Source organism: Enterobacter sp. UNJFSC 003 (genome assembly GCF_036903355.1).
Lineage (GTDB): Bacteria > Pseudomonadota > Gammaproteobacteria > Enterobacterales > Enterobacteriaceae > Enterobacter.
In genome coordinates this window covers 355,923-380,180 of the sequence record NZ_JBAKHK010000003.1, presented here as the reverse complement: position 1 = coordinate 380,180, position 24,258 = coordinate 355,923, and the positions used below count along the sequence as shown (strand labels likewise).

General features: G+C 56.8%; 18 protein-coding genes. 8 read left to right on the top strand and 10 right to left on the bottom strand.

Annotated elements, in window-relative coordinates:
* Window positions 1-186: 186 nt before the first annotated feature.
* The gene (locus tag V5P19_RS11980) at window positions 187-1,971 is read right to left on the bottom strand and encodes a diguanylate cyclase (RefSeq protein ID WP_334403482.1); all 1,785 of its coding nucleotides are present in this window, start codon (window positions 1,969-1,971) and stop codon (window positions 187-189) included.
* A 113-nt stretch (window positions 1,972-2,084) separates the two neighbouring features.
* A complete protein-coding gene (locus V5P19_RS11975; protein WP_334403480.1) occupies window positions 2,085-3,194 on the bottom strand; it encodes an AI-2E family transporter in 1,110 nt (369 codons plus the stop codon).
* 464 nt (window positions 3,195-3,658) lie between these two features.
* Between V5P19_RS11975 and mmuP the strand changes: the two genes are divergently transcribed.
* A complete protein-coding gene (mmuP, locus tag V5P19_RS11970) occupies window positions 3,659-5,059 on the top strand; it encodes an S-methylmethionine permease (protein WP_334403478.1) in 1,401 nt (466 codons plus the stop codon).
* Window positions 5,046-5,978 carry a homocysteine S-methyltransferase gene (mmuM, locus tag V5P19_RS11965; protein WP_334403476.1) on the top strand — a complete coding sequence of 311 codons (933 nt, stop codon included), beginning with the start codon at window positions 5,046-5,048 and terminating at the stop codon, window positions 5,976-5,978. Before mmuP ends, mmuM begins: the two co-directional genes overlap by 14 nt.
* Window positions 5,979-6,042: 64 nt before the next feature.
* On the opposite strand, the gene fbpC is transcribed toward mmuM, so the two are convergent.
* From fbpC to V5P19_RS11935, 6 genes are all read right to left on the bottom strand, one after another.
* A complete protein-coding gene (gene fbpC, locus V5P19_RS11960; protein WP_334403474.1) occupies window positions 6,043-7,089 on the bottom strand; it encodes a ferric ABC transporter ATP-binding protein in 1,047 nt (348 codons plus the stop codon).
* Window positions 7,090-7,093: 4 nt separating this feature from the next.
* Entirely contained in the window at window positions 7,094-9,172 is a 2,079-nt protein-coding gene (locus tag V5P19_RS11955; protein ID WP_334403472.1) for an iron ABC transporter permease, read from the bottom strand.
* A gap of 65 nt (window positions 9,173-9,237) precedes the next feature.
* Window positions 9,238-10,269: an ABC transporter substrate-binding protein gene (locus tag V5P19_RS11950; RefSeq protein WP_334403470.1), complete on the bottom strand. Its 1,032-nt coding sequence runs from the start codon at window positions 10,267-10,269 to the stop codon at window positions 9,238-9,240.
* A gap of 13 nt (window positions 10,270-10,282) precedes the next feature.
* Window positions 10,283-11,584, bottom strand: coding sequence for an MFS transporter family glucose-6-phosphate receptor UhpC (gene uhpC, locus V5P19_RS11945; protein WP_334403468.1), 1,302 nt, complete (start codon window positions 11,582-11,584; stop codon window positions 10,283-10,285).
* Window positions 11,585-11,669: 85 nt separating this feature from the next.
* Entirely contained in the window at window positions 11,670-13,211 is a 1,542-nt protein-coding gene (locus tag V5P19_RS11940) for an MASE1 domain-containing protein (RefSeq protein ID WP_334403466.1), read from the bottom strand.
* Window positions 13,211-13,840: a response regulator transcription factor gene (locus tag V5P19_RS11935; RefSeq protein ID WP_334403463.1), complete on the bottom strand. Its 630-nt coding sequence runs from the start codon at window positions 13,838-13,840 to the stop codon at window positions 13,211-13,213. Before V5P19_RS11935 ends, V5P19_RS11940 begins: the two co-directional genes overlap by 1 nt.
* A gap of 239 nt (window positions 13,841-14,079) precedes the next feature.
* Between V5P19_RS11935 and tauA the strand changes: the two genes are divergently transcribed.
* Genes tauA through tauD form a run of 4 tightly spaced genes read left to right on the top strand, consistent with a single transcriptional unit; the run spans window position 14,080 to window position 17,489 of the window.
* Window positions 14,080-15,042, top strand: a complete 963-nt coding sequence (tauA, locus tag V5P19_RS11930; RefSeq protein ID WP_334403461.1) for a taurine ABC transporter substrate-binding protein — start codon at window positions 14,080-14,082, stop codon at window positions 15,040-15,042.
* Window positions 15,043-15,052: 10 nt separating this feature from the next.
* Window positions 15,053-15,820 (top strand): taurine ABC transporter ATP-binding subunit, encoded by a 768-nt coding sequence (gene tauB, locus V5P19_RS11925; protein ID WP_334403459.1) that lies wholly within the window; start codon window positions 15,053-15,055, stop codon window positions 15,818-15,820.
* Complete coding sequence (gene tauC / locus V5P19_RS11920; RefSeq protein WP_334403457.1) at window positions 15,817-16,644, top strand: taurine ABC transporter permease TauC; 828 nt, start codon at window positions 15,817-15,819, stop codon at window positions 16,642-16,644. The genes tauB and tauC overlap by 4 nt, the downstream gene beginning before the upstream one ends.
* A complete protein-coding gene (gene tauD / locus V5P19_RS11915; protein ID WP_334403455.1) occupies window positions 16,641-17,489 on the top strand; it encodes a taurine dioxygenase in 849 nt (282 codons plus the stop codon). Before tauC ends, tauD begins: the two co-directional genes overlap by 4 nt.
* Before the next feature lie 32 nt (window positions 17,490-17,521).
* On the opposite strand, the gene V5P19_RS11910 is transcribed toward tauD, so the two are convergent.
* Both V5P19_RS11910 and hemB read right to left on the bottom strand, forming a co-directional pair.
* The gene (locus V5P19_RS11910; protein ID WP_334403453.1) at window positions 17,522-19,222 is read right to left on the bottom strand and encodes a GNAT family N-acyltransferase; all 1,701 of its coding nucleotides are present in this window, start codon (window positions 19,220-19,222) and stop codon (window positions 17,522-17,524) included.
* Between the two features lie 129 nt (window positions 19,223-19,351).
* The gene (hemB, locus tag V5P19_RS11905) at window positions 19,352-20,326 is read right to left on the bottom strand and encodes a porphobilinogen synthase (protein WP_334403451.1); all 975 of its coding nucleotides are present in this window, start codon (window positions 20,324-20,326) and stop codon (window positions 19,352-19,354) included.
* Window positions 20,327-20,775: 449 nt separating this feature from the next.
* On the opposite strand from hemB, the gene V5P19_RS11900 reads away from it, so the two are divergent.
* Window positions 20,776-23,541, top strand: coding sequence for an autotransporter outer membrane beta-barrel domain-containing protein (locus tag V5P19_RS11900; protein WP_334403449.1), 2,766 nt, complete (start codon window positions 20,776-20,778; stop codon window positions 23,539-23,541).
* Window positions 23,542-23,631: 90 nt separating this feature from the next.
* Window positions 23,632-24,258 (top strand): helix-turn-helix domain-containing protein, encoded by a 627-nt coding sequence (locus V5P19_RS11895; protein ID WP_334403448.1) that lies wholly within the window; start codon window positions 23,632-23,634, stop codon window positions 24,256-24,258.

Here is a 24,258-nt window from a genome sequence, read left to right as displayed (position 1 = left end):
TTCCCATTTTTTCGTGTCGCAGCGTTGTTAATTTTCCAATAGGTTTTTCGTTTTCGGAGAAGCACCATGCCCGTCACCGATCCCCTTCTTGCCTACACCCTCGCGCCACGATTTGGACGCTGACACCTGGACTCGACACGGCCTTGATCCTGTGAACCGCTGCCGCCGACGGGAGCAAAATAGCCGCTAGCCCGCCTCCAGCATTCCAAAGCTTACAATCCGCGCGCGCCCCAGCTCTTTCGCCCGATACAGCGCCACATCTGCCGCTCGCAGCAGGTTGTCACCCTGGGCGTGCTGCGGATAGCTGGCGAGACCAATCGAGACATCCACCGGACCAATTTCTGACAGCCCGTAGCGCAGCGACATCGTATGCACCTCGTTGTAGATCGTCTTCGCGCAGACCAGTGCCGCCTCTTCATCCGCACCGCTGAGCAACGCCAGAAACTCTTCGCCGCCATAGCGGAAGGCGAGACCGGCATCCTTAACCGCGCGCTGAACAATCGCTGCCACGCTTTTGATCACCTGATCGCCAGCCTCGTGACCAAAGCGATCGTTAATGTTCTTGAAGTGATCGATATCGATCATCAGGCAGCTTACCGGTGTTTCATTACGCATCGCCTGCGTCATCTGCGTGCGCAGCGTGTCTTCCAGATGATGACGATTACGTAAACCCGTCAGCGGATCAAACAGCGCTTTTTCCAGCAGGGCATCACGCAGCCGCTGGTTAGCCAGCGCCAGGCCGAGCGCTTCAGCCATCAATTCCAGGTAAGCGCGTGAGGGGGCATTTTCCGGCGTGATGTGCTGAAAAGAGAGCAAACCAATCGCTTCTCCCTGGGCAATCAAGGGGACACATAACGAGCGATGGGCTTGTGATTCGGGTAAATGGTAGCAGCCAATATCGGGCTCTCCGCTCACCGGGGGATGGCCCTGTCCGCGGCGTATGGCCCAGCATTCGTCAGGGTGAAAGGCTGTTTTTACCCCCTCGGGCGATAGCCATTCGGCCGCACAGCGCATTTCCCACGCATCGCGATCGAGGATGTACAAGCGTCCGGCAACGCCAGGCGCTATGTTGGGCGCAAACAGTTCCGCGACGTTAATGACGTCGGCGACGTTCTCGCAGCCCTGCAGGCGCTGGGTCATGCGCGCCAGCAGCTCTCGTATTGCCCAGTCGGCATCGCGTTCTCTTTCCAGCCGCTGCCGCGCCAGGCCGTTCTCGCGGAATATACCTATCGCTTGCGCCATGTCGCCAATCTCGTCTATCTGGGTGAAATTCGGCGTTTCAACGGCGTAATCCTGCGAGGCCAGGCGGTGAACCACGTCGCTCAGCCGGACAACCGGATGCAGCACGCGGCGCTTGAGGATAAAGCCCATGACGAACAGGAACAGCAGGGCGGTCAGGCCAACCATCACCTCAGAAGCGGTGCGCAGCGCTTTCGAGGTTTTCGTGGCCGCCTGTACGTCGGCAATAATCCGCTTGTCGAGTATCTGACGAAAATGGTCAATCTGGCTTTGGGCACGCTCCAGCTCATTTTCATAGAATGTGCCATAGAGCAACGCAACTGCCTTCTGCTCATCGCCTCGCGTCATGCTGGTGAGTGCCGTTTGTTGCTCATCCTGCAGCTCATCGATAATGGTTAATCCTTCCTGCAGCAGCATCAGCTCTTCGCCCGACGCGCCGTTGTCTTTAAGCTGCTCCAGGCGGTGTTCAACGCCCTTAAATGCACTCTCTTTTTGCCGGTACTCTTCCAGAATAGAGGGCTCTTTTTTGATGACGAACAGACGGGCTAAATCTGACAGCATCCAGGCATCTGTCTCCACGTCTTCCGTTAGCTGATCAAAGACTTGCCGCTGCTTCACGGCCTGGCGTTCGACGCTGTCGGCGTGGGATGCCAGCAGCATGACGATGCCGGAAGCGAGGGTCAGGCACACCGTGGCCCCGTAGGCCCAGTTAGTTATCGTGGCGATTCGCACCTGTTGGATCCTTCTGCGACAAGAGTGGGAGAGCATTTCCTCAAAGTATAGAAAATGCCTGATTTATAGCGAAAAAAAAGGCGGCACTTGGCCGCCTGTTTTGACAAAAAACGCTAGAGATCCCGCGGATTTCTTCCCTCTTCAATAAATTCGGCGTCGAGCTCTTCGGCGTTGCCTTCGTGGTCGCGCCCGGAGAACAGGTTCCAGCAGGCGATAAACAGCGCCGCGATCAGCGGGCCGATGACAAAGCCATTAATACCGTACAGCTCCATGCCGCCCAGGGTTGAGATCAGAATCAGGTAATCCGGCATTTTGGTGTCTTTGCCCACCAGCAGCGGACGCAAAATGTTGTCCACCAGCCCAACGATAATCACGAAGAAGCCGACGATAAACAGCCCCTGCCAGATTTGGTGCGTGGCAAACAGGAAGATGGCCGCTGGAACCCAGACAATTGCTGAACCTACGGCAGGAACCAGCGAGAGGAAGGCCATCAATGCGCCCCAGAGCACGCTGCCGTCAATGCCGACGATGGCAAATGCAATGCCGCCTAACGTGCCCTGAACCACGGCCACGACCGCCGTGCCTTTCACCGTCGCGCGGGAAACCCCTACGAACTTCGCAAACAGGTGCTCCTTGGCGAAATCAGACAGCGGCAGGGAGTCGAGGATCTGGCGTACCAGGTAGGGACCGTCTTTCAACAGAAAGAACAGCAGATACAGCATGATGCCAAAGCTGATGGCAAAACCGAACGTGCCCTTACCGATCAGGAACGCGCTACCTGCCAGATACTGCCCGCCCTGCAGCGCGACGTCAGAGAGCTTTTTCTGGATCTGCGCGGCGTTGGTCAGATTGTGATCGGCCAGGAAACCCGTTGCCCAGCCCGGAAGGCGGTTAAAAATGCCCGCCACCACCTCCGGGAACTGCGTGTTGTTTTGCTGCAGCTTGGTATACACCACGTTCAGCTCAATGGCGAGCGACGAGAGGATCACCATCAGCGGAATAAAGACGATCAGACAGATGATGCAGAGCGTCAGAAACGAGGCCAGCCCGTTGCGCTCTCCGAGGGCGGTGCGCAGCTTGTTTTTCACCGGGTTAAAGATAATGGTCAGAATAGCAGCCCATAAAATCGCGGAGAAGTAGGGCGACAGCACATCGAAGAAGGCCCAGGTGACAAGGGCAAGAATGAGAATGAAGAAACCTTTGGTCAGTCCGTTAAAGCGCATAATGAGTCCTGGTAACGAATAATCACTGTCGACTATAGAACTGATTGAGGGATTTACCAATAAATGTGCGGCTGTCGGGAGGCCAAAGCAATGTTGGGATTGACCTCCTGCTTTCTTCATCGGAGGCTGCGATTATGGCTACAACCCCAACCCAGGCTTACCCGCTCTTTACGCTGCCTTTCACGATTTCACCGAGCTGGCGTAACCGTGAGCGTATGAACCGACGGATCGCAGATACGACTTTCGCCTGACCGAGGTTATCCGCCGCTCGCGCCATGCTGTAAGTAACTGCTTGCGGAGGTGCTTATGGCCTGGCGTCCGATTCTCTACGTGATCCTCACTGCCCATCCCCGACTCAGCCCGCGACGTGCGCGGTTGCGCTTGGTTGGCTAGCTTTTTATTAACATTCGCGGTATAACACACCTTCTTTGGATGTTTAGATGTCCATACGTTTAGAAGGTAATATGCAAACAGAACAAGAAAACGGGCAGCTTAAGCGCACCATGAAAACGCGCCACCTGATTATGCTTTCGCTGGGTGGCGTGATAGGCACAGGGTTATTCTTTAATACCGGATACATTATTTCCACGACCGGCGCGGCGGGCACGCTGCTGGCGTACCTGATTGGCGCGCTGGTAGTCTGGCTGGTGATGCAGTGTCTGGGCGAACTGTCGGTGGCGATGCCGGAAACCGGCGCCTTTCACGTCTACGCCGCCCGCTATCTTGGCCCGGCGACGGGGTACACCGTCGCGTGGCTCTACTGGCTCACCTGGACGGTTGCGCTCGGATCGAGCTTTACTGCCGCAGGCTTTTGCATGCAGTACTGGTTCCCGCAGGTGCCCGTCTGGGCGTGGTGCGTGGTGTTCTGCGCGGTAATTTTCGGCCTTAACGTCATCTCGACGCGCTTCTTTGCCGAAGGCGAATTCTGGTTCTCGCTGGTAAAAGTCATCACCATCATCGCCTTTATTATTCTTGGCGGTGCGGCAATCTTTGGCTTTATACCGATGCAGGACGGTTCTCCCGCGCCGGGCTTAAGTAACCTGACCGCTGAAGGCTGGTTCCCGCACGGCGGCCTGCCGATCCTGATGACCATGGTCGCAGTCAACTTTGCCTTCTCCGGAACGGAGCTCATTGGCATCGCGGCGGGTGAAACCGAAAACCCGCACAAGGTCATTCCGGTGGCAATCCGCACGACGATTGCTCGTTTGATTATCTTTTTTATCGGCACCGTGTTTGTGCTGGCGGCGCTGATCCCGATGCAGCAGGCGGGAGTTGAAAAAAGCCCGTTCGTGCTGGTCTTTGAAAAAGTCGGTATTCCTTACGCGGCTGACATCTTTAACTTTGTGATTTTGACGGCGATCCTGTCGGCGGCGAACTCCGGACTGTACGCCTCTGGGCGTATGCTGTGGTCGCTCTCCAACGAGAAAACGCTGCCGCGCTGCTTTGCCCGCGTTAATAAGAACGGCGTCCCGCTGACGGCGCTCTCTGTGTCCATGCTCGGCGGCGTGCTGGCACTGTTCTCAAGCGTTATCGCGCCGGATACGGTGTTCGTGGCGCTGTCTGCAATTTCAGGTTTTGCGGTCGTGGCGGTGTGGATCAGCATTTGCGCGTCGCACTTCATGTTCCGTCGGCGTCATCTGCAGTCCGGCCAGCCGCTTTCCGCCCTGCAGTATCGTGCCCCCTGGTATCCACTGGTGCCGGTGCTGGGCTTTATCCTCTGCGTGGTGGCCTGCGTTGGCCTGGCGTTTGACCCGACCCAGCGGATTGCCCTTTACTGCGGGATCCCGTTTGTCGCCCTGTGTTATGGTGCGTACTACCTGACCCGAAACATCACATCGCAGGAGCCTGAACATGTCGCAGAATAATCCGCTTAGCCCTCTCCTTGAAAAGCAGCCCTTCGTGGTGCTGGATGGCGCGATGGCAACGGAGCTGGAAGCGCGCGGTTGTAATCTGGCTGACAGCCTCTGGTCGGCCAAAGTGCTGGTCGAAAACCCGGATCTCATCCGCGACGTACATCTTGATTACTACCGTGCGGGCGCGCAGGTGGCGATCACCGCCAGCTATCAGGCTACGCCCGCAGGCTTTGCGGCGCGTGGGCTTGACGAGGCGCAATCCCGCGCGCTAATTGGTAAAAGCGTAGAGCTGGCCCGCAAGGCGCGCGAAGCGTATCTGGCCGAGAACGCACAAGCGGGCACGCTGCTGGTGGCGGGATCCGTCGGACCGTACGGCGCATATCTGGCGGACGGTTCGGAGTATCGTGGCGATTACGTACGCAGCGCAGAAGAATTTATCGCGTTTCACCGCCCGCGCGTGGAGGCGTTGCTGGATGCGGGGGCCGACCTGCTGGCCTGCGAAACGCTGCCGTCCTTTGAAGAGATTAAAGCGCTGGCCGCGTTGCTGACGGAGTATCCGCGCGCCCGGGCGTGGTTCTCGTTTACCCTGCGTGACGGCGAGCACCTGAGCGATGGCACGCCGCTGCGGGACGTGATCCCTGTGCTGGCAGACTCTCCGCACATTGTGGCGCTGGGCATTAACTGTATCGCGCTGGAAAATACCACGGCGGCACTGAAACATCTGCACAGCCTGACGTCGCTGCCGCTGGTGGTGTACCCGAATTCGGGTGAGCATTATGATGCGGTGAGCAAAACGTGGCACCACCATGGTGAAGCCTGCGAGACGCTGGCGGGATATCTACCGCAGTGGCTGGCGGCAGGCGCGAAATTAATCGGCGGATGCTGCCGCACCACGCCGAAAGATATTGCCGAGCTGACGGCTCAATGCTGAGTTTTTATGCGGCATGTTACCTTAACCCTCTCCCATGGGAGAGGGCGTAACTGACGTTGCCGTTCTAGGCCACCTCTGCCAGCACAAACATCCCGTACGGGTGGATCTCCAGATAATACGCCTCACCCACGTCCGGCTGCAGGCGCGTGGCGTTTACCTGCAGTAAAATCTCCTGACCGTGCCAGTCGACAATCACCTCGTACTGCGGCCCCATATAGGCGACGTGGCGGATAGTACAGCGCTGGCTCGCCTCGCCGTGCTGGCTCAGGGTGATAGCCTCCGGACGCACGCCGACCGTGCCGTCGCCCTGCGTAGCAAAGTGCAGCGGGCGCGGCAGACGGTAGCCGTGGATCTCTACGCAATCCTGGCTGAAGCGAGCCGGGAACAGGTTGGCATCCCCCATAAAGCTGGCCATAAAGCGCGACGCAGGCTGGCGGTAAAGATCCTGCGGCGAACCAATCTGCATGATATTGCCCTTGTTCATCACCAGCACGGTGTCGGAAACCGCAAACGCCTCGCTCTGATCGTGCGTTACGTACAGCGAGGTGATATTGAACTGCTTTTGCAGCTCGCGAATTTTGTCGCGCATGCTGCGACGCAGGTTGGCGTCGAGGTTACTCAGCGGCTCATCGAACAGCAGAACTTTGGGTTTGAGGATCAGGGCGCGGGCCAGCGCCACGCGCTGTTGCTGACCGCCGGAGATCTGGTCTACGTAGCGATCTTCAAAGCCCTCTAAATCCACCATCGCCAGCGCCTCTTTGACGCGGGATTTTACCTCCGCACGCGATACGCCGAGCATCTTCAGGCCGTAGCCTACGTTCTCACCCAGCGACATGTGCGGGAACAGGGCGTATGACTGGAACACCATGCAGATATCACGCTGCTGAATGGAACGGTGGGTGACGTCCTCTCCGTCGATATAAATCTGTCCTTCAGTCGGTTTTTCCAGCCCGGCAACCAGACGCAGTACGGTGGTTTTGCCGCAGCCCGACGGGCCGAGCAGCGTCACCATTTGCCCCTGCGGGATCGCCAGGTTGATGTTTTCAATCACGGTGTTCGTGCCAAAGCGCTTGGTCACGTTACGCAGTTCAACGAAGTGTTTCTGAGTCATAGTGTTACGCCTGGTTTTTGGCTTTTGAACGGGAGATACGTGCCTCACCGATCAGCCAGTCAAAGAGGAAGATGATCGCCAGCATGACCACAATCAGGATCGAGCCGTAGGCAATCGCCACGCCGTATTCGCCGTCTTCCACGCGGTTCAGTATGTAGGCCGTTGCCACGCGGGTATCCGGCGTGACGAGGAACACAATGGCGCTGACGGTCGTAATGGCGCGCACAAAGCTGTAAATCAGCGCCGATAAAATGGCCGGACGCAGCAGCGGCAGCAGGATGTGGGTGATGGTGCGTAAGCTTCCGGCACGCAGGCTCAGCGAGGCTTCGTCCAGCGATTTGTCGATCTGCCCTAAGCCCGCGATCCCGGCGCGAATGCCCACCGGCACGTTGCGCATTACCATGGAGATAATGACGATGGCGGCAGTGCCCGTGAGGTACACCGGCGCGCTGTTAAAGGCCAGTATGTACGACACGCCCGCCACGGTACCCGGTACGGCGAAGCACAGCATGGTGGTGAACTCAATGGTTTTTTTACCCCTGAACTGCTGGCGGACAACAACCCAGGCAATCAGCAGGCCGAGGGCGGCAGTGATCGGTGCTGCAATCCCGGCGTAAAGCAGGGTATCCAGCAGAGAAGGCCATGCGCCGTCGCTCATCCCCTGGCCGAACAGCTTGATAAAGTTATCCAGCGTCAGGGTGTAATCCACGCCCCAGTTGACGGTAAAACTGCCGTAGAAAATGCTGCCGTAGAGCAGGGCGTTAAAGGCGATCCACACCGCCAGCAGAGCCACTACGCTCCACACCAGCGTCACCGGCAGCGGCTGCACGTCGCCGCGGTACGATTTACCGGACACCGTCACGTACGAGCGCTTGCCGATCCACATGTACTGTATGCAGAACACCAGCAGCGAGAAGAGCAGCAGGAAGGCACCGAGGGTGCTGGCCGCCTGATAGTCCAGCTGAGAGCCAGTGATGTAGAAGTAGATCTGCGTTGCCAGCACGTCGAAGTTCCCGCCCAGCACCAGCGGGTTACTGAAGTCGGCCAGGGACTGCACGATCACAATTAAAAACGCGTTCGCCAGCGCCGGCTTCAGCAGCGGCACAAAGACGCCGTTGAAGGTCTGCCAGCGGCTGGCGCGCAGCGTATAAGAGGCCTCCTCCAGCGACGGATGAATGGTTTTGATGGCCCCGTCGAGGATCATAAACGCCATCGGCGTGAAGGCCAGCACCTGCGCCAGCCAGATACCGGTGAAGCCGTACAGCCAGTTGGTGTTGGTTAATCCAAACCAGTCCACCATTAGCTCAGTGATATAGCCCGAGCGCCCCATCATCAGCGTGACGCCCAGACCCACCACGAACGGCGGGGTAACGATGGGCAGAATCGAGAAGATGCGGCCAATGATGGCGCTGCGTTTAGCAATGCGCGTGGTGTAGATGGCCAGCACCAGCCCAAAGAAGGTGCAGCCTATTCCGACGGCAATCGACAGCAAAATCGAGTTGATGATGACCTGAATGATGTGCGCCTGCGACAGCACGGTCATAAACGCCAGCGGCGCGAATTCGCCTGCGTCGTTGGTAAACATCGGGATAAAAATGGCGATGCTCGGCCAGACGATAAAAATGCCGATCAGCGCGACGATGGTAATCAGCGAACCGATCACAAACCGGTCGCCGCCCAGCCATTCCAGGCGGGTGAGGGCCAGCGTCATGATGGCGCCCAGGGCGACAAACAGTACGATAGTCGCATAGCCTAAACCGCGTCCTTCCACGGTGGCGCTGATGACCACAAAGGCCATGCACAGCAGTGCCCAGCCCGCGTCGAGGTAGTGGCGGCTGCGCTGCTCGCGCTTCGCTTCCTTAAACGGGCGCACCAGCAGCAGGCTCGGCAGCAAGTACCACAGCCAGCTGACGTTGAAATGGGACCAGCTGTAGGCGTCGAGGATCTCGTCGCCTGTAGACTCCAGCAGGCCGTAATCAAGGCTCCAGCTCGGCAGCAGGGCAAACGCCAGCCAGCCGAGTAAAACCCACAGGAATACCGCATCCCGCTTTTTGGCGGGATGAAGAGCAAGTGTCTGTGACATAAGTTTTCCGGGTGTTGGATGCCCGACGAATGCATTCCGCCGGGCGATAACCACTGATCGCGGGCTTATTTACCCATCTTCACGTCGCTGACCCATTTATTGATCAACGCTTTACGCACGTCCGTGGAGCCGTACTTATCCATGTCATAGCTAATCAGCTTAAGGTCATCGAGCTTGAGCGAGTTCGGTGAGGTCTCGGCCGTGGTATTGGTGAGGATCTGGTAGGATTTGCCTTTCTTCCACGCCAGCTCCTGGGCTTCTTTAGACAGAACCCAGTCCACAAACAGCTTCGCATTTTCTTCGTTACGCGCACCTTTCAGTATGCTCACGCCGCCAATTTCATACCCGGTGCCTTCGCACGGGGAGAGCAGCTCCAGCGGCGCGCCTTGCTCTTTTTCCAGCGAATAGTCGTGCAGGAAGCCAATGCCGATGGCGGTTTCACCGCGTGCGGCGTTACGCGCCGGGGCGATGCCGGATTTGGTGTACTGGGAGACGTTGCCGTTTAGCTGCTTGAGATAATCAAACGCCTTGTCTTCGCCCCACAGCTGGACAAACGTCGCGAGGGCGGTGTAGGCCGTGCCGGAGCTTTGCGGATCGGCAATCTGGATTTCGCCTTTGTATTCCGGTTTCGTCAGATCTTTCCAGCATTTTGGCACCGGCAGGTTTTTCTCTTTCAGGCGCTGGGTGTTGACGCCAAAGCCCAAAATCCCGACGTAGACCGCAGAAGAGAGGTTGCCTTTCACTTTGGCCGGATCGCGGAATTTCTCCATAATTTCTTCCAGCTTCGGTGATTTATAGGGCTGCAAAAGCCCCATTTCACCGGCCTGCGATTGCGGATCCAGCGTCCCGCCGTACCAGACGTCCGCCTGCGGGTTTTTCTTCTCGGCATCCACCTTCGCCAGCGTACTGCCGGAGCCGTTGCGGATGAACGCGGTTTTGACGTCGTACTTGTCGCCGAACGCTTTGGTTTCGGCTTCACACATTTCGTTGGTGGCGCTGCAGTAAACCACCAGTCGGCCTTTAGCCTGTGCGCCGCCGGTTAAGGTGGCGAGCGCGATCCCGGAAGCAATGAGGGTAGAGAGAAGCGTTGTTTTCATTATTCAGCCCTTTTTATGACGTTATGTGACTGCGAGAAGCGGTGATGCCCGCCATCAGTAAGGGCATCAGTAATAAACCCATCAGTACGGCCGCTATTGAGAGCAAGCTGAACATGCCCGACCAGCCGTAACGTTCAATCACCAGCGACAGCGGCCAGCCGGCCAGCGCCGCCCCCAGATAGGCAAAGACGCCGAGAAAGCCGGTGATCGAGCCTGCTGCCTGTTTGTGTCCGCACTCCACGGCGGCAAGGCCGATCAGCATCTGTGGACCAAACACAAAAAATCCCACCGTGAAAAAGCACATTGCCAGCAGGGCATAGTGGTGAACCGGGGCCAGCCACAGAGCGGCCACCGACACCATCAGGCCCAGCGTGAACAGCAAAATCATCGGCGCGCGCTGGCCGCTGAACAGTAAATCGGATCCCCATCCGGCAAACAGCGCTCCGAGCAGGCCGCCCACTTCGAACAGCATCACCGTGGCGTTAGCGCTAAGCAGGTTCACGCCGTGGCTTTCTGCCAGCCAGATGTTGCCCCAGTCGTTCAAAGCGATGCGGATGAGATACACCAGCACATACGACGCCCCGAGCAGCCAGATCATCGGGTTTTGCAGCATGGTGGTGCGTAACATCTGCCATAGCCCCATCGGCGGGCTTTGCTGTTGCTGGCGCAACTCCAGCGGATCGTTGCGCCATTCGCCGACCGTCGGCAGACCCTCTTCCTGCGGTGTGCCCCGCAGTTGTGTGGTCAACCACAGGCCGAGCACGATGCTGATGATCCCCGGCGTCAGCATCGCCGCCTGCCACCCCCATCGGTGGGCGGCAACGGCGCAAATGAGTGGAATAATCGCCCCACCGATATTGATGGAGGTATTCCAGCAGCCCCACCAGAATCCGCGCTCGTTGCGCGAATACCAGTGGGTCAAGAGCCTGGCGCACGGCGGCCATCCCCATCCCTGAAAGAAGCCGTTCAGCGTCCAGATAATCAGCAGCAGCGGGAAGGTGTCGCTAAAGCTGAACAGCACGTTCAGCACGCCTGTTGCCAGGAGCCCGATGCCCATAAACGCCCGCTGTCCGTGGCTGTCGTGCCAGAGTCCGGCGGCAAATTTCGACAGCCCATAGCTGAGATAAAACAGCGATCCGATAAGCCCGATATCACCTTTGCTCAGCCCTAAATCCACCTGCAGCGCGGGTAAAACGTAGTTGAGGCTTTTGCGCGTGAGGTAAAACGCGGCATAGCCAATCGCCATACACAGCAGCAGTCTGGGGCGCAGGGCCCGATAACGTTGTGAAACCTGTTCAGCAGACAGTGCGGTCATGGCGTTCTCCGTTTGAGATGACTGTAGGGAAGTGCGGCATAAATGGGATGAGACAAAGTCTGGAGTGACTAAGACTTTTTCCTGGTCAGCGCGGCGTTTGTTGCAAATTTGTGGGCAGGTTAACAATTACGCGCGTACCGATAGGGGATTCGAGCGTCAGTTCACCGCCGAGGGCAGAGACCCGCTCCCGCATGCCCTGAATCCCCAGACCGGGCGCCTGCTGCGGGCTGATGCCGTTGCCGTTGTCGTGGACTTCCAGATGCAGTCGTTCGTCCTGTTGACAGAGCAGAATGCTGACTTCACTGGCGTCGGCGTGTTTGCTGACGTTATTGAGCAGCTCCTGCAGCAGGCGGTAGAGGGTAAAGACGAGCGTTTCGTTCGCGGGTGGGGTAGAAAGCTGGTAGTCAAAACGACAGCGGATCCCGCGTTCGGCAAAGGCGAATTCATTGACCAGGTGGTGCAGCGCCTCGTTGAGCGACAGCTCATCCAGCACCGGTGGGCGAAGCTGGCGTAACAGCTGGCGCGTGGAGTGGTGGATACGTCGCGCAAGGTCGTTAATCTGTCCGGCGGCTTCCACTGCCAGCGCGGTATCCCCCGCGCGTTTCACCAGCTGAGACTGTATTTGAATGGCGGTAATGTTCTGGCCGATCTCGTCGTGCAGCTCGCGCGCCAGCTGTTTGCGGGTATCTTCTTCGGTGTGGATCAGTTTTTCCGCGAGCGCCCGCCGGGCCTGCAGCTCCGTTTCCAGCCTGCGACGATAGCGATCCAGATTCATCGCCAGATGCTGTTGACGGCTGATGGCGATCCCCAGCCCGATCCCCAGCAGCGACTGGGTGGCGAGGAAAATTTCCAGTTCCAGCAAATCGCTGAACCCGACGCCCACCTGGCGGGCAATGGTGATCATCATGCTGCCGAGCAGCCCCGAGAGCACGCCGCCCTGCCAGCCAAACTTCCACGCCATCACCACGTTTGGCAGAAACACCACGATCAGCAGCAATCGCTCCAGCGCCGGAGAGAGCACCATCTGCGTGGCAATCCCGATAATGAAAAACAGGCTGCACCAGATAATCAGCGAGGTGCGCAGCGGCGGATTGCTGGTGTCCAGCCCCAGCAGATGGTATCGATGCTGCTGGCGTAAAAATTCGAATACCAGATAAACAAACGGCGTCAGCAGCACGCCGCCGGTAAAGGAGCCTAGCAGCAGGAGCGTTGGTGGGCTGTCCAGAAACGGCGAAAGAAACAGGGTTTGCAGCAGGGCATTCACCGTTACCGCGGCAATCAGTATCGACAGGCGCTGCCAGTAGAGCGGGAATCGGTGCCAGTACCGTTGAGCCAGCCAGGCGCTGGCTATCCCGATAAGCGGCACGCCGAGCATCAGGTAACGGGTAAGGAGCTGCTCACCGTACAGCCATGAAATGGCGATGAGGGGAGGAAGAATTAACGCAGGCCAGTAGCGTCGGGAGAGTAAAATCATCAGCGCCAGCCAGACCCCCTGCGGCAGAAATAGCACCGCCTGCTGGCCGTTGTGAGTCAGATAAAAGCTGAGCGTCCACAGCATTAGCCAGCCGGTTCCCCAGGCCAGCATAATGAACAGGGACAGGATCAGATGTCGGACAGACCGCCGCATCAGTGGCCCGTTAGCAGCTGATTATCGAGCGCGAAATGCACCAGATCGATAGTGCTGTTGCACTGGAGTTTGCCCAGCACGTTGGCGCGATGGACATGCACCGTTTTATGGCTCAGCGCCAGCGTGAAGGCAATTTCCTTGACGCTTTCACCTTTGACCAGCAGCGCAAACACTTCACGTTCACGCGGAGTGAGCGCTTCAAGGACTTTTGGCGTCGGCTCGCCGCCGCGCAGGGCTTTTACCGCATCGGCACACAGATAATGACCGCCCATGCCGACGGAACGCACGGCCTGCACCAGCTCTTCCGGGCCGCAGCGTTTGGTCAGGTAGCCGCTGGCACCCGCATCGAGCGCGCTTTGCACGAAGGCCGGGGTGTCATAGATGCTGAGAATAATGGCGCGAAACGTTGGCCGCTGCTGGCGCAGTCGTTTGAGCAGGCTGAGGCCGTTTTCGTCCGGCATTGCCACGTCCATCACCGCCACGTCGATATCGTGACGTGATAGCACGGGCCACGCCTCAGCGGCGCTGCTAAACTGCCCCTCCACCACCAAATCCTCTTCAAGATTTAACAGCTGGGCAAAACCGGAACGTACCACCACATGGTCGTCCACCAGCACCACTTTGATCATCTCGGAGCCCTTTGCATCAACGTTAGCCTATGATGCCCGTTGCCCACGGGCTGGCAATCCTGCCGCTGCGGTTATGTAACCGATGTAACAAAATTGCAATAAAGCTGACCGTCATTTTTTAACTAACGTTTGCCACTTTTTTTCTAAAAACGATTCGGAATGAGCGATGCCTTTTTATTCCTTTATCAAAATTACCGTGCCGGAAATACTGCCTCCATAACAACAGGGGAGCAGACACTATGGTAATTTCATCGCGAATCACCTTACTCGGCGCGCTGGCGCTGTGGGCATTTCAAGCGCAGGCGGTGGACGTCACCGTCGCGTATCAAACCTCTGCGGAACCGGCGAAAGTCGCGCAGGCGGATAACACCTTCGCTAAAGAGAGCGGCGCGAAGGTTGACTGGCGTAAGTTCGACAGCGGCGCGGCCATTGTGCGGGCGTTAGCGTCCGGCGATGTGCAGATTGGCAACCTCGGCTCCAGCCCACTTGCCGTGGCGGCCAGCCAGCAGGTGCCGATTGAGGTTTTCCTCCTGGCGTCACAGCTCGGTAACTCCGAAGCGCTGGTGGTGAAGAAAAACATCACCAAGCCGGAAGATCTGATTGGCAAGCGTATTGCCGTACCGTTTATTTCAACCACCCACTACAGCCTGCTGGCTGCGCTTAAGCACTGGGGCATTAAGCCGGGGCAAGTGCAAATCCTGAATCTTCAGCCGCCAGCGATTATCGCGGCCTGGCAGCGCGGCGACATCGACGGGGCATACGTGTGGGCACCCGCCGTGAACCAGTTGGAAAAAGACGGCACCGTGCTGACCGACTCCGGGAAAGTGGGCCAGTGGGGCGCGCCAACGCTCGACGTGTGGGTGGTGCGTAAAGATTTTGCCGAGAAACATCCTGAGGTGGTGAAAGCCTTCGCGAAAAGCGCCATCGACGCCCAGCAGCCGTATATCAACAACCCGGACGCGTGGCTTAAGCAGCCTGCTAACCTGGAAAAACTGTCGCGCCTCAGCGGCGTGCCGGAAGCGGACGTGCCGGGGCTGGTGAAAGGCAATACCTACCTCACGCCTGCGCAGCAGGTGCAACAGCTGACCGGGCCGGTGAACAAAGCGATTGTAGATACCGCGACCTTCCTGAAAGAGCAGGGCAAAGTGCCTGCGGTGGCAGCGGACTACAGCCAGTACGTGACCGATCGCTTCGTTAAATAAGGAGACGGCGATGCTGAATATTACAAATCTGTCTGCCGATTATGGCGGCAAACCGGCGCTGGAAGAGATCAACCTGACGCTGGACAGCGGTGAGCTGCTGGTGGTGCTGGGGCCATCCGGATGCGGGAAAACCACGCTGCTGAATCTGATTGCCGGGTTTGTACCTTATCAGCATGGCACCATTCAACTGGAAGGAAAAAAGGTGGAAGGCCCGGGCGCGGAGCGCGGCGTGGTCTTCCAGAACGAGGGGCTGTTGCCGTGGCGTAACGTGCAGGAAAACGTAGCCTTTGGCCTGCAGCTGGCGGGCGTTGGCCGAGAACAACGGCTGACAACGGCGCGGGAGATGCTGAAAAAGGTCGGGCTGGAGGGCGCTGAAAAACGCTTTATCTGGCAGCTTTCCGGCGGCCAGCGTCAGCGCGTTGGGATTGCCCGCGCGCTGGCGGCAAACCCGCAGCTGTTGCTGCTGGACGAGCCGTTCGGCGCGCTGGATGCCTTCACTCGCGAGCAGATGCAAACCCTGTTACTTCGCCTGTGGCATGAGACCGGCAAGCAGGTGCTGCTGATCACCCACGACATCGAAGAAGCGGTGTTTATGGCGACCGAGCTGGTGTTGCTCTCTCCGGGGCCAGGCCGCGTGCTGGAACGATTGCCGCTCGACTTTGCCCGCCGCTATGTCGCGGGGGAGCCGGTACGCAGCATCAAGTCCGATCCGCAGTTTATTGAACGTCGCGAATACGTGCTAAGCCGCGTGTTCGAGCAACGGGAGGCCTTCTCATGAGCATTGTCTTCAGTGAAAAAACGCGACGCGCGCGCCTCACATTGCGTTGGCCGTTCTCGCGTCAGATAACCCTCAGCGTCGGCACGCTGTTGGTGTTGCTGGCGGTGTGGTGGGCGGTTGCTGCCCAGCAGTGGGTCAGCCCGCTGTTTCTGCCGCCGCCGGGACAGGTGTTGGAAAAACTCATTACCATCGCCGGGCCGCAGGGCTTTATGGATGCCACGCTCTGGCAGCACTTAGGTGCTAGCCTGGCACGTATTCTGGTCGCGCTGCTGGCGGCAGTGGCTATCGGTATCCCTGTTGGGATAGCGATGGGCCTGAGCCCGACGGTGCGCGGCATTCTCGATCCGCTGATTGAGCTTTATCGTCCCGTGCCGCCGCTGGCGTATCTGCCGCTGATGGTGATTTGGTTCGGCATCGGCGAAACCTCAAAAATCTTACTGATCTATCTGGCGATTTTCGCTCCGGTTGCCATGTCGGCGCTGGCGGGCGTGAAGAGCGCTCAGCAGGTGCGCATCCGTGCGGCGCAGTCGCTGGGGGCCAGCCGGGTTCAGGTACTGCTGTTTGTGATTCTCCCCGGCGCACTGCCGGAGATTTTAACCGGGCTGCGGATTGGCCTCGGCGTGGGCTGGTCCACGCTGGTGGCGGCGGAGCTTATCGCCGCCACGCGCGGCCTTGGCTTTATGGTGCAGTCTGCCGGTGAGTTTCTGGCAACTGACGTGGTGCTGGCAGGGATTGCGGTGATTGCCGCGATTGCCTTTGGATTAGAACTGGGGCTGCGTGCGTTACAGCGCCGCCTGACGCCCTGGCATGGAGAAATACAATGAGTGAACGTCTGACCATCACCCCGCTGGGGCCGTACATTGGCGCACAGGTCTCCGGCCTGGATGTCACCCGTCCGCTGAGCGATAACCAGTTCGAGCAGCTCTACCACGCGGTGCTGCGCCATCAGGTGGTGTTCCTGCGCGAGCAGACAATCACCCCACAGCAGCAACGCGCGCTGGCTCTGCGCTTTGGCGATTTGCATATCCATCCGGTTTATCCGCATGCGGAAGGCGTGGAGGAAATTATCGTCCTGGACACGCATAACGATAACCCGCCGGATAACGACAACTGGCACACGGACGTGACCTTTATCGAGACGCCGCCCGCGGGCGCGATACTGGCCGCGAAGCAGTTGCCGCAAACGGGTGGGGATACGCTATGGGCCAGCGGTATTGCGGCCTTTGAGGCGCTGTCCGCGCCGTTCCAGACACTGTTGAGCGGGCTGCGGGCGGAGCATGATTTTAAAAAATCGTTCCAGGAGTATAAGTACCGGAAAACCGACGAAGAGCACCAGCGCTGGCAGGAGGCAGTCGCGAAGCATCCACCGCTGCTGCACCCGGTCGTGCGTACCCATCCGGTGACCGGCAGGCAGGCGCTGTTTGTGAACGAAGGGTTTACCACGCGCATCGTGGACGTGAGCGAGAAAGAGAGCGAGGCGCTGCTGGGCTTTCTGTTCGCGCATATCACGAAACCGGAATTTCAGGTACGCTGGCGCTGGCAGGAGAACGATCTGGCTATCTGGGATAACCGCGTGACGCAGCATTATGCCAACGCGGATTATCTGCCGCAGCGGCGGATTATGCAGCGGGCGACGATTTTAGGGGACAAGCCGTTTTATCGTGCCTAATCGCCCTAACCCTCTCCTTTTTAGGGAGAGGGTTATAAATGCGCCTCTATATACCGCTGATAACGGTTCGTCTTCAGATAACACAGATCCACCAGCACCAGCCCGTCGACGCAGTTATTGAACGCCGGGTCGCTGCCAAAATCGATAAACTGTACGCCGCCGGACTCGCATAGCTCGGAATACTGTTTATAGAGCGGCGGAATACCGCAGCCCAGATTGCCGAGCAGGGACTTAAGCTTCGTGAGGTCATCGACGTAATCCACACCGCCAAACTGCGCCAGAACATCCGGTAACGATGCTGGATAAGGCCGGCGCGAGGCGGCGAGGGGATGACTGGCCGGGAACCAGAGGCGGTAAAAGGCTACCAGTAGATCCCGGGCGGCAGGAGGCAGGCCACCGGAAATTGAGACCGGGCCAAACAGATAGCGGTAGTGCGGATAGCGGGCCAGATACGCACCGATACCGGACCACAGATAGTCCAGCCCGCGACGACCCCAGTAGCGTGGCTGAATAAAGCTTCGTCCCAGCTCAATACCGTGCTCCAGCACATCCTGCATTTTATCGTCGTAGTGGAACAAACTGTGGCTATACAGGCCGTCAACGCCGCGTTTTTCGATTTGCATCGCCGTTGGCATAAAGCGATACGCGCCGACAACCTCCAGATCCGCGTCGTCCCACAGGATCAGATGGAAATAATCATCATCGTAACCGTCGATGTCCCGGCGTTTACCGCTTCCTTCTTCTACAGCGCGAAACGCAATCTCGCGCAGGCGACCCAGCTCACGCAGGATAGGGGCATCTTCCTGCCCGTTGCGTTGCCACAGGTAGATGGTTTTGCCGTCGCTGGTTTTTCCCAGACACTCCGCCTGCGCCAGCTCGCGCTTCAGCGTGGCCCGGTCCTCCGGGCGCGCGATGGCGCATTGGGTTTTGAAGACGCCAGGCACTCCCTTGCCAAGACGCATCACGTGCTGACGGCACTTCTCGGCCATCTCACGCGACGAAAGGGTTGAGCTGAACCAGTCGTTCCAGGTAATTTGCTGGCCGATCTTAATGGGGAGCTGACTGTGGCGGCGGCTAAACATCTGCTGCATGAGCAGGAGCATGGACAGCGTGGGGGACACAAGCGTGCTGGCATAAAAGAGTAGGCTGTTGTGCGCCTGAATATGCACTGGCAGCAGCGGCGCCCGCAGCTTGCTCGCGAGTTTGATAAAACCTGAGTGCCATTTCTTATCGCGGATGCCTTTTCGCGTGGGGCGCGAGACTTCTCCCGCCGGGAAGAAGATCAGCACGCCAGCGTTTTGCAAATGCTGCTCCATCTGCACCAGCGACGTTTTCGCCGTCCTGCCGCCCATATTGTCCACGGGAATAAACAGCGAGCTGAGCGGTTCAAGATGGGTCAGCATCCGGTTAGTGACGACTTTAATATCGCGGCGCACGCGAGAAACGGCGTACATCAACGCCAGCCCGTCCAACGTACCTGTCGGATGATTGGCAATTATCACCAGCGGGCCATGTTCGGGGATTTGTTCGAGATCGCGGGCGGAAACGGAGCAGAGAATATCGAGGTGTTCGAGAACGTGCTCCACCATATCCAGCCCTCTCAGGTGGCGGTGGGTAGCGGCGTAGTGTTGAAATTCTTTTTCGTAAAACAGTCTTTTTAACAGACTTTTTTGCCAGGGTGCGGGCCTCGCTTGAGGCCAAAGGTCGTCGAGAACGCTGTCGAGACTAAACATGATCACTCCTCCTGCCGTCTTGCGATGACAGTAGAAGGAGGAGATGTCGGTTGTATTGCAGTTTGGTGAAGATTAAAGCGGTGTGCGTTGGCCGGGTGAGGCGACGCCCTTACCCGGCACAAAAGCGGTTTAGCGCAGAATTTTCTTTTCGGCCAGATCCAGCGCGAAGTAGCTGAAGATGAGATCCGCGCCCGCGCGTTTGATCGCGCCCAGGCTTTCGAGGATCACTTTTTCTTCATCAATTGCGCCCGCCAGTGCGGCGAACTTGATCATCGCGTACTCGCCGCTCACCTGGTATGCACCCAGCGGCAGTTCGGTGCGCTCGCGGATATCGCGCAGAATGTCCAGATACGCGCCAGCCGGTTTTACCATCAGGCAATCTGCGCCTTGGGCTTCATCCAGCAGAGATTCGCGAATGGCCTCACGACGGTTCAGCGGGTTCATCTGATAGGTTTTACGGTCGCCTTTCAGCGCTGTGCCTGCGGCTTCACGGAACGGACCGTAGAAGGAGGAGGCAAATTTGGTGGAGTAAGACATGATGGCGGTGTCGGTAAAGCCGGCGGCATCAAGCGCCTGACGGATCGCCTGAACCTGCCCGTCCATGGCTGCTGATGGCGCGATGAAATCTGCGCCGGCAGCGGCCGCGACCACAGCCTGTTTGCCGAGGTTCAGCAGGGTCGCATCGTTATCTACACCGTGATCGCAGAGCACGCCGCAGTGACCGTGTGAGGTATATTCACAGAAACAGGTGTCGGACATGACAATCATTTCCGGCACGGTCTCTTTGCAGATGCGCGCCATACGGGCAACCAGACCGTCTTCTTTCCAGGCATCGCTGCCGGTTGCGTCGGTATGATGGGAGATCCCGAAGGTCATCACAGAGCGGATCCCCGCGTTGGCGATACGCTCGATTTCACGTGCCAGATGTTTTTCCGGAATACGCATTACGCCCGGCATGGCTTCGATGGCTTTGTAGTCATCGATCTCTTCTTCAACAAATATCGGCAACACCAGATCGTTTAAGGTCAGTGTTGTCTCTTCAAACATAGCGCGCAGTGCGGGTGACTTGCGCAGGCGACGGGGACGTGCAATTAAATCGTTCATGGTATGCCTGACGTTTGTGGAACAAAGAAGGCTAGTGTACCTGAAAGCAGGCGAAGGTGTTTTACGAAAGTGGGCTTTATGTTTTGGAAAGGCAACTGGCTGTACTTCACATAATGAATATATTATTCGAGATAAAAATATATTTAAAGGGAGTGAAATATAGGTGATGTTTCTACATTTAATGGAATATATCATTTGGAGTGATCTATTTTTAATTATTATATTTTCAGTGATTATGGGAGCTGTTTTTAACTTTCTGTTTTTTGTGGGAATTAATTATAGTCCTTAACGCTGTTGCGCTTTTTTCATGTTATTTGTCTGGAAGCGGACTTAATGGAATCATTCATTGAACCTTTTTGAATTGAAACTGCATAATTCACTCCGCAATTAAATGTTGCCAAATGATTTGATGGACAAACTTGCTTACGTCCCTGAGGAGGGATGACCCAATGCAAACATGGAAAAAGAAACTGGTTGTATCTCAACTTGCATTAGCCTGCACTCTCGCTATCGCTTCTCAGGCAAATGCGAAGGATATTTCCGGTACGACATATAATACTTTTGGATATGATAATACGGCATCAACGCCCTGGTATTATGGCTACACTGACTGGGATAGCACCCTCGATGGTGATATTTATCCGGTGATTAAATCATCGACGATCAACGGTGTTATTTCGACGTATTATCTTGATGATGGCGTTAATGGCCGTGCGAATGCGCTGAGCATTTCTAACAGCACAATTAATGGCATGATCGCTTCAACGTGCATGACCACCACATGTGCTGACGGCGTAGAGACGGATGGCACAACCCATTCTCAATACGATCGTTTTAGCCTGACCGTTGATCATTCAACCATTAACGATACCTATGAGCATTATGCTTACGATGTGGTGAATGGAGACAATACTGAAACCCAATATCTGGATTCTTATGGGCTGGGTAACGCCATTACGCTGGACGTGGAATCGGATAGTGTTATTCAGAATAACTCACACGTTGCGGGCATCACGCTGACGCAGGGCTATCATGAGCTGGATAATACCCCGTACGACGGCGTTGAAGGCGTGGCCAACAGCAGCAACGTCTTTACGAATACGCTGGTGGTCAAAGACTCTGTTCTGACCTCTGGTGCGTACAGCGATCTGGGCACCCGTGGTTTCTACGGTCAGACGGCGAAGCCGAGCGACTATGGTGAAACCAATGCAACAGGGGCTGATGACGCCGCGCTGATTGTTGCGGCAGGCGCGTCTGACAACGCTATGCAGACTACCGCGACGTTCGATCGCTCCACTATCACCGGCGATATCCTTTTCTCCAGCACCTTCGATAACAACTTCTATGAGACTGGCGATCCGGCAACCGATACCACCGATGACGGCGTGTATAACCCAACCACCAACGGCTGGGACGGCACCGACAAGCTGGATGTTACGCTGACCAACGGCAGCAAATGGGTCGGCGCAGCGCAGTCCAGCGTTGAAGCAATTGGCACCGCGCAGATGTATGGCCAGGGCTACAGCAACGTCGACTGGAACACTCTGTCTCCGAACAGCATCTGGCCTGATTCCACCTTCGACGGCAACGGTCATGTTGCGGGCGAAGAGGTGTATCAGAGCGGCCTGTTTAACGTAACGCTGGATTCAGGCTCCGAGTGGGATACCCGTAAGGTGTCTAACATCGACACGCTGAAGGTGAACAACCGCTCGCAGGTCAATGTTGAGAACTCTGGCTTGCTGGCAGATTCCATCACCCTGACCAACGCGTCTTCCCTGAATATCGGCGACAGCGGTGCCGTCGCAACAGACAGGCTGTATCTGGACAGCTACAGCCTTGCCACATTGACGGAAGAAACCGCTGAACTCTATGCCAACACCATCACGGTGGACAACGGTGCGGAACTGGCGCTGGGCCTGGGTCAGGTAGACACGCACAATATGGTGTTGACCGATGGCGGCGTGCTGAACGTTGCCAGCCGTGATTACGTGCTGAACAGCGATCTGAACAACGCGCGCTACATCACCAACGATACGCATAAAGCCGATTACGACTATGGCGTTGTCGCACTGAATTCTGACGGCCATCTGGCGGTGAACGGTGACGTTGCGGGTAACTACAAAGTGCGTATCGACAATGCTACCGGTGCGGGTTCTGTTGCTGATTACAAAAACAAAGAGATCATCCGTGTTTATGACAATAACGCGGATACCGGCGCCAGCTTTACCGCTGCAAACAAAGCCGATTTAGGTGCTTACACTTATCAGGCGCAGCAGAAGGGTGACACTGTTGTTCTGCAGCAAAAAGAGCTGACCGATTACGCCAACATGGCGCTGAGCATTCCTTCGGCCAATACCAACATTTGGAACCTGCAGCAGGATACCGTTGGTACACGTCTGACCAATAGCCGTCATGGCCTGGCAGATAACGGCGGTGCATGGGTAAGCTACTTCGGTGGTAACGTCGACGGTGATAATGGCGTTCTTAGTTACGATCAGGACGTGAGCGGTATTATGGTGGGTCTGGATACTCAGATTGACGGTAATCACGCGAAGTGGACCTTGGGTGGCGCCGCCGGTTTCGCGAAGGGTGATATTAGCGATCGCACCGGTCAGGTCGATCAGGACAGCCAGACTGCGATGATCTACGCCTCCGCGACGTTTGCAAACGACGTCTTCCTCGACAGCTCGCTAAGCTACACCCGCTTTAATAACGATCTCTCGGCAAACATGAGCAACGGCCAGTATGTTGATGGTGACACCACCACTGACGCCGTCGGCTTTGGCATGAAACTGGGTTATGACTGGAAACCAAACCTGTCTGGCTACGTTACGCCATATGCAGCGGTATCCGGTTTGTTCCAGTCTGGTGATGATTACCCGTTGAGCAACGGCATGCGTATCGACGGCCAGTCTTACGACAGCCTGCGTTATGAGCTCGGCGTTGATGCGGGTTATACCTTCAACTATGGCGGGGAGCAGGCGCTGACGCCTTACTTCACGCTGGCATATGTCTATGACGATGCCGATAACAATGCGGATGTTAATGGCGACAGCATTGATAACGGTGTTGAAGGTTCAGCCGTTCGCATTGGACTGGGCACGCAGTTTAGCTTCACCAAAAACTTCAGTGCGTATACCGATGCAACCTATCTGGGTGGCGGCGACGTCGATCAGAACTGGGGGGCAAATCTGGGTGTGAAATACACCTGGTAAACTAAAAAAGCGGGGGACATGTCCTCCGCTTTTTATATATAACGATAAAAAATAGACAGAACCGACAGATACAGATGACTTGAGGTCTGCATGAACGTTAATGCCAAGCCACTTTCTGAATTAAGCCGGCTCGAACAGTGTTTGAAGTCCGCCAGTACGCCGTTTGATATCGCTTCTCAGCAAATTATTTCTCATGGTAGCTATAGTGATGAACCGCACACGTTTATGATCCAAACTGGCGTTATTGAGATTTTTCGCCAGTCAGATGAGCTTCTTATTGCCATCGCAACAGCGCCCTTTATTTTGGGACTCACCGCTGGAATGATTAACAACAGTCAGGAATATATGATGGTTGCACAGACGCCTTGCACGGGATTTTATTTACCTGCTGCAACTACGCGTCAGCGCATTCAGCAGGAATCTCTCTGGCATGAGGCTTTTTGTTGGTTATCCTGGATAAACCATAACCTCGAAAAACGTGATAAGCAGCTGGTGGGAAATAATTCCTATACCCAGATCCGCGCAATGCTGTTGAATATGTCCGAGTGGGATGACGCCCTGCGCTTAAAAATTGGTGTAATGAATCATATTCAGCGCAGCACAGGTATTTCTCGCTCCGTGGTTGCAGAAATTCTGGCGGCTCTTCGACAGGGAAACTATATCAATATGAGCCGGGGCAAACTGGTCAGTATCAACCGTTTGCCCACGGAATATTAA

Coding starts and splice junctions, on each gene's coding strand:
- V5P19_RS11935 (WP_334403463.1), bottom strand. CDS start 13,840: ATGATCAAAGTGGTGCTGGTGGACGACCATGTGGTGGTACGTTCCGGT.
- tauA (WP_334403461.1), top strand. CDS start 14,080: ATGGTAATTTCATCGCGAATCACCTTACTCGGCGCGCTGGCGCTGTGG.
- V5P19_RS11940 (WP_334403466.1), bottom strand. CDS start 13,211: ATGCGGCGGTCTGTCCGACATCTGATCCTGTCCCTGTTCATTATGCTG.
- V5P19_RS11950 (WP_334403470.1), bottom strand. CDS start 10,269: ATGAAAACAACGCTTCTCTCTACCCTCATTGCTTCCGGGATCGCGCTC.
- V5P19_RS11895 (WP_334403448.1), top strand. CDS start 23,632: ATGAACGTTAATGCCAAGCCACTTTCTGAATTAAGCCGGCTCGAACAG.
- V5P19_RS11910 (WP_334403453.1), bottom strand. CDS start 19,222: ATGTTTAGTCTCGACAGCGTTCTCGACGACCTTTGGCCTCAAGCGAGG.
- tauB (WP_334403459.1), top strand. CDS start 15,053: ATGCTGAATATTACAAATCTGTCTGCCGATTATGGCGGCAAACCGGCG.
- tauC (WP_334403457.1), top strand. CDS start 15,817: ATGAGCATTGTCTTCAGTGAAAAAACGCGACGCGCGCGCCTCACATTG.
- V5P19_RS11975 (WP_334403480.1), bottom strand. CDS start 3,194: ATGCGCTTTAACGGACTGACCAAAGGTTTCTTCATTCTCATTCTTGCC.
- uhpC (WP_334403468.1), bottom strand. CDS start 11,584: ATGACCGCACTGTCTGCTGAACAGGTTTCACAACGTTATCGGGCCCTG.
- V5P19_RS11900 (WP_334403449.1), top strand. CDS start 20,776: ATGCAAACATGGAAAAAGAAACTGGTTGTATCTCAACTTGCATTAGCC.
- fbpC (WP_334403474.1), bottom strand. CDS start 7,089: ATGACTCAGAAACACTTCGTTGAACTGCGTAACGTGACCAAGCGCTTT.
- V5P19_RS11955 (WP_334403472.1), bottom strand. CDS start 9,172: ATGTCACAGACACTTGCTCTTCATCCCGCCAAAAAGCGGGATGCGGTA.
- mmuP (WP_334403478.1), top strand. CDS start 3,659: ATGCAAACAGAACAAGAAAACGGGCAGCTTAAGCGCACCATGAAAACG.
- tauD (WP_334403455.1), top strand. CDS start 16,641: ATGAGTGAACGTCTGACCATCACCCCGCTGGGGCCGTACATTGGCGCA.
- mmuM (WP_334403476.1), top strand. CDS start 5,046: ATGTCGCAGAATAATCCGCTTAGCCCTCTCCTTGAAAAGCAGCCCTTC.
- hemB (WP_334403451.1), bottom strand. CDS start 20,326: ATGAACGATTTAATTGCACGTCCCCGTCGCCTGCGCAAGTCACCCGCA.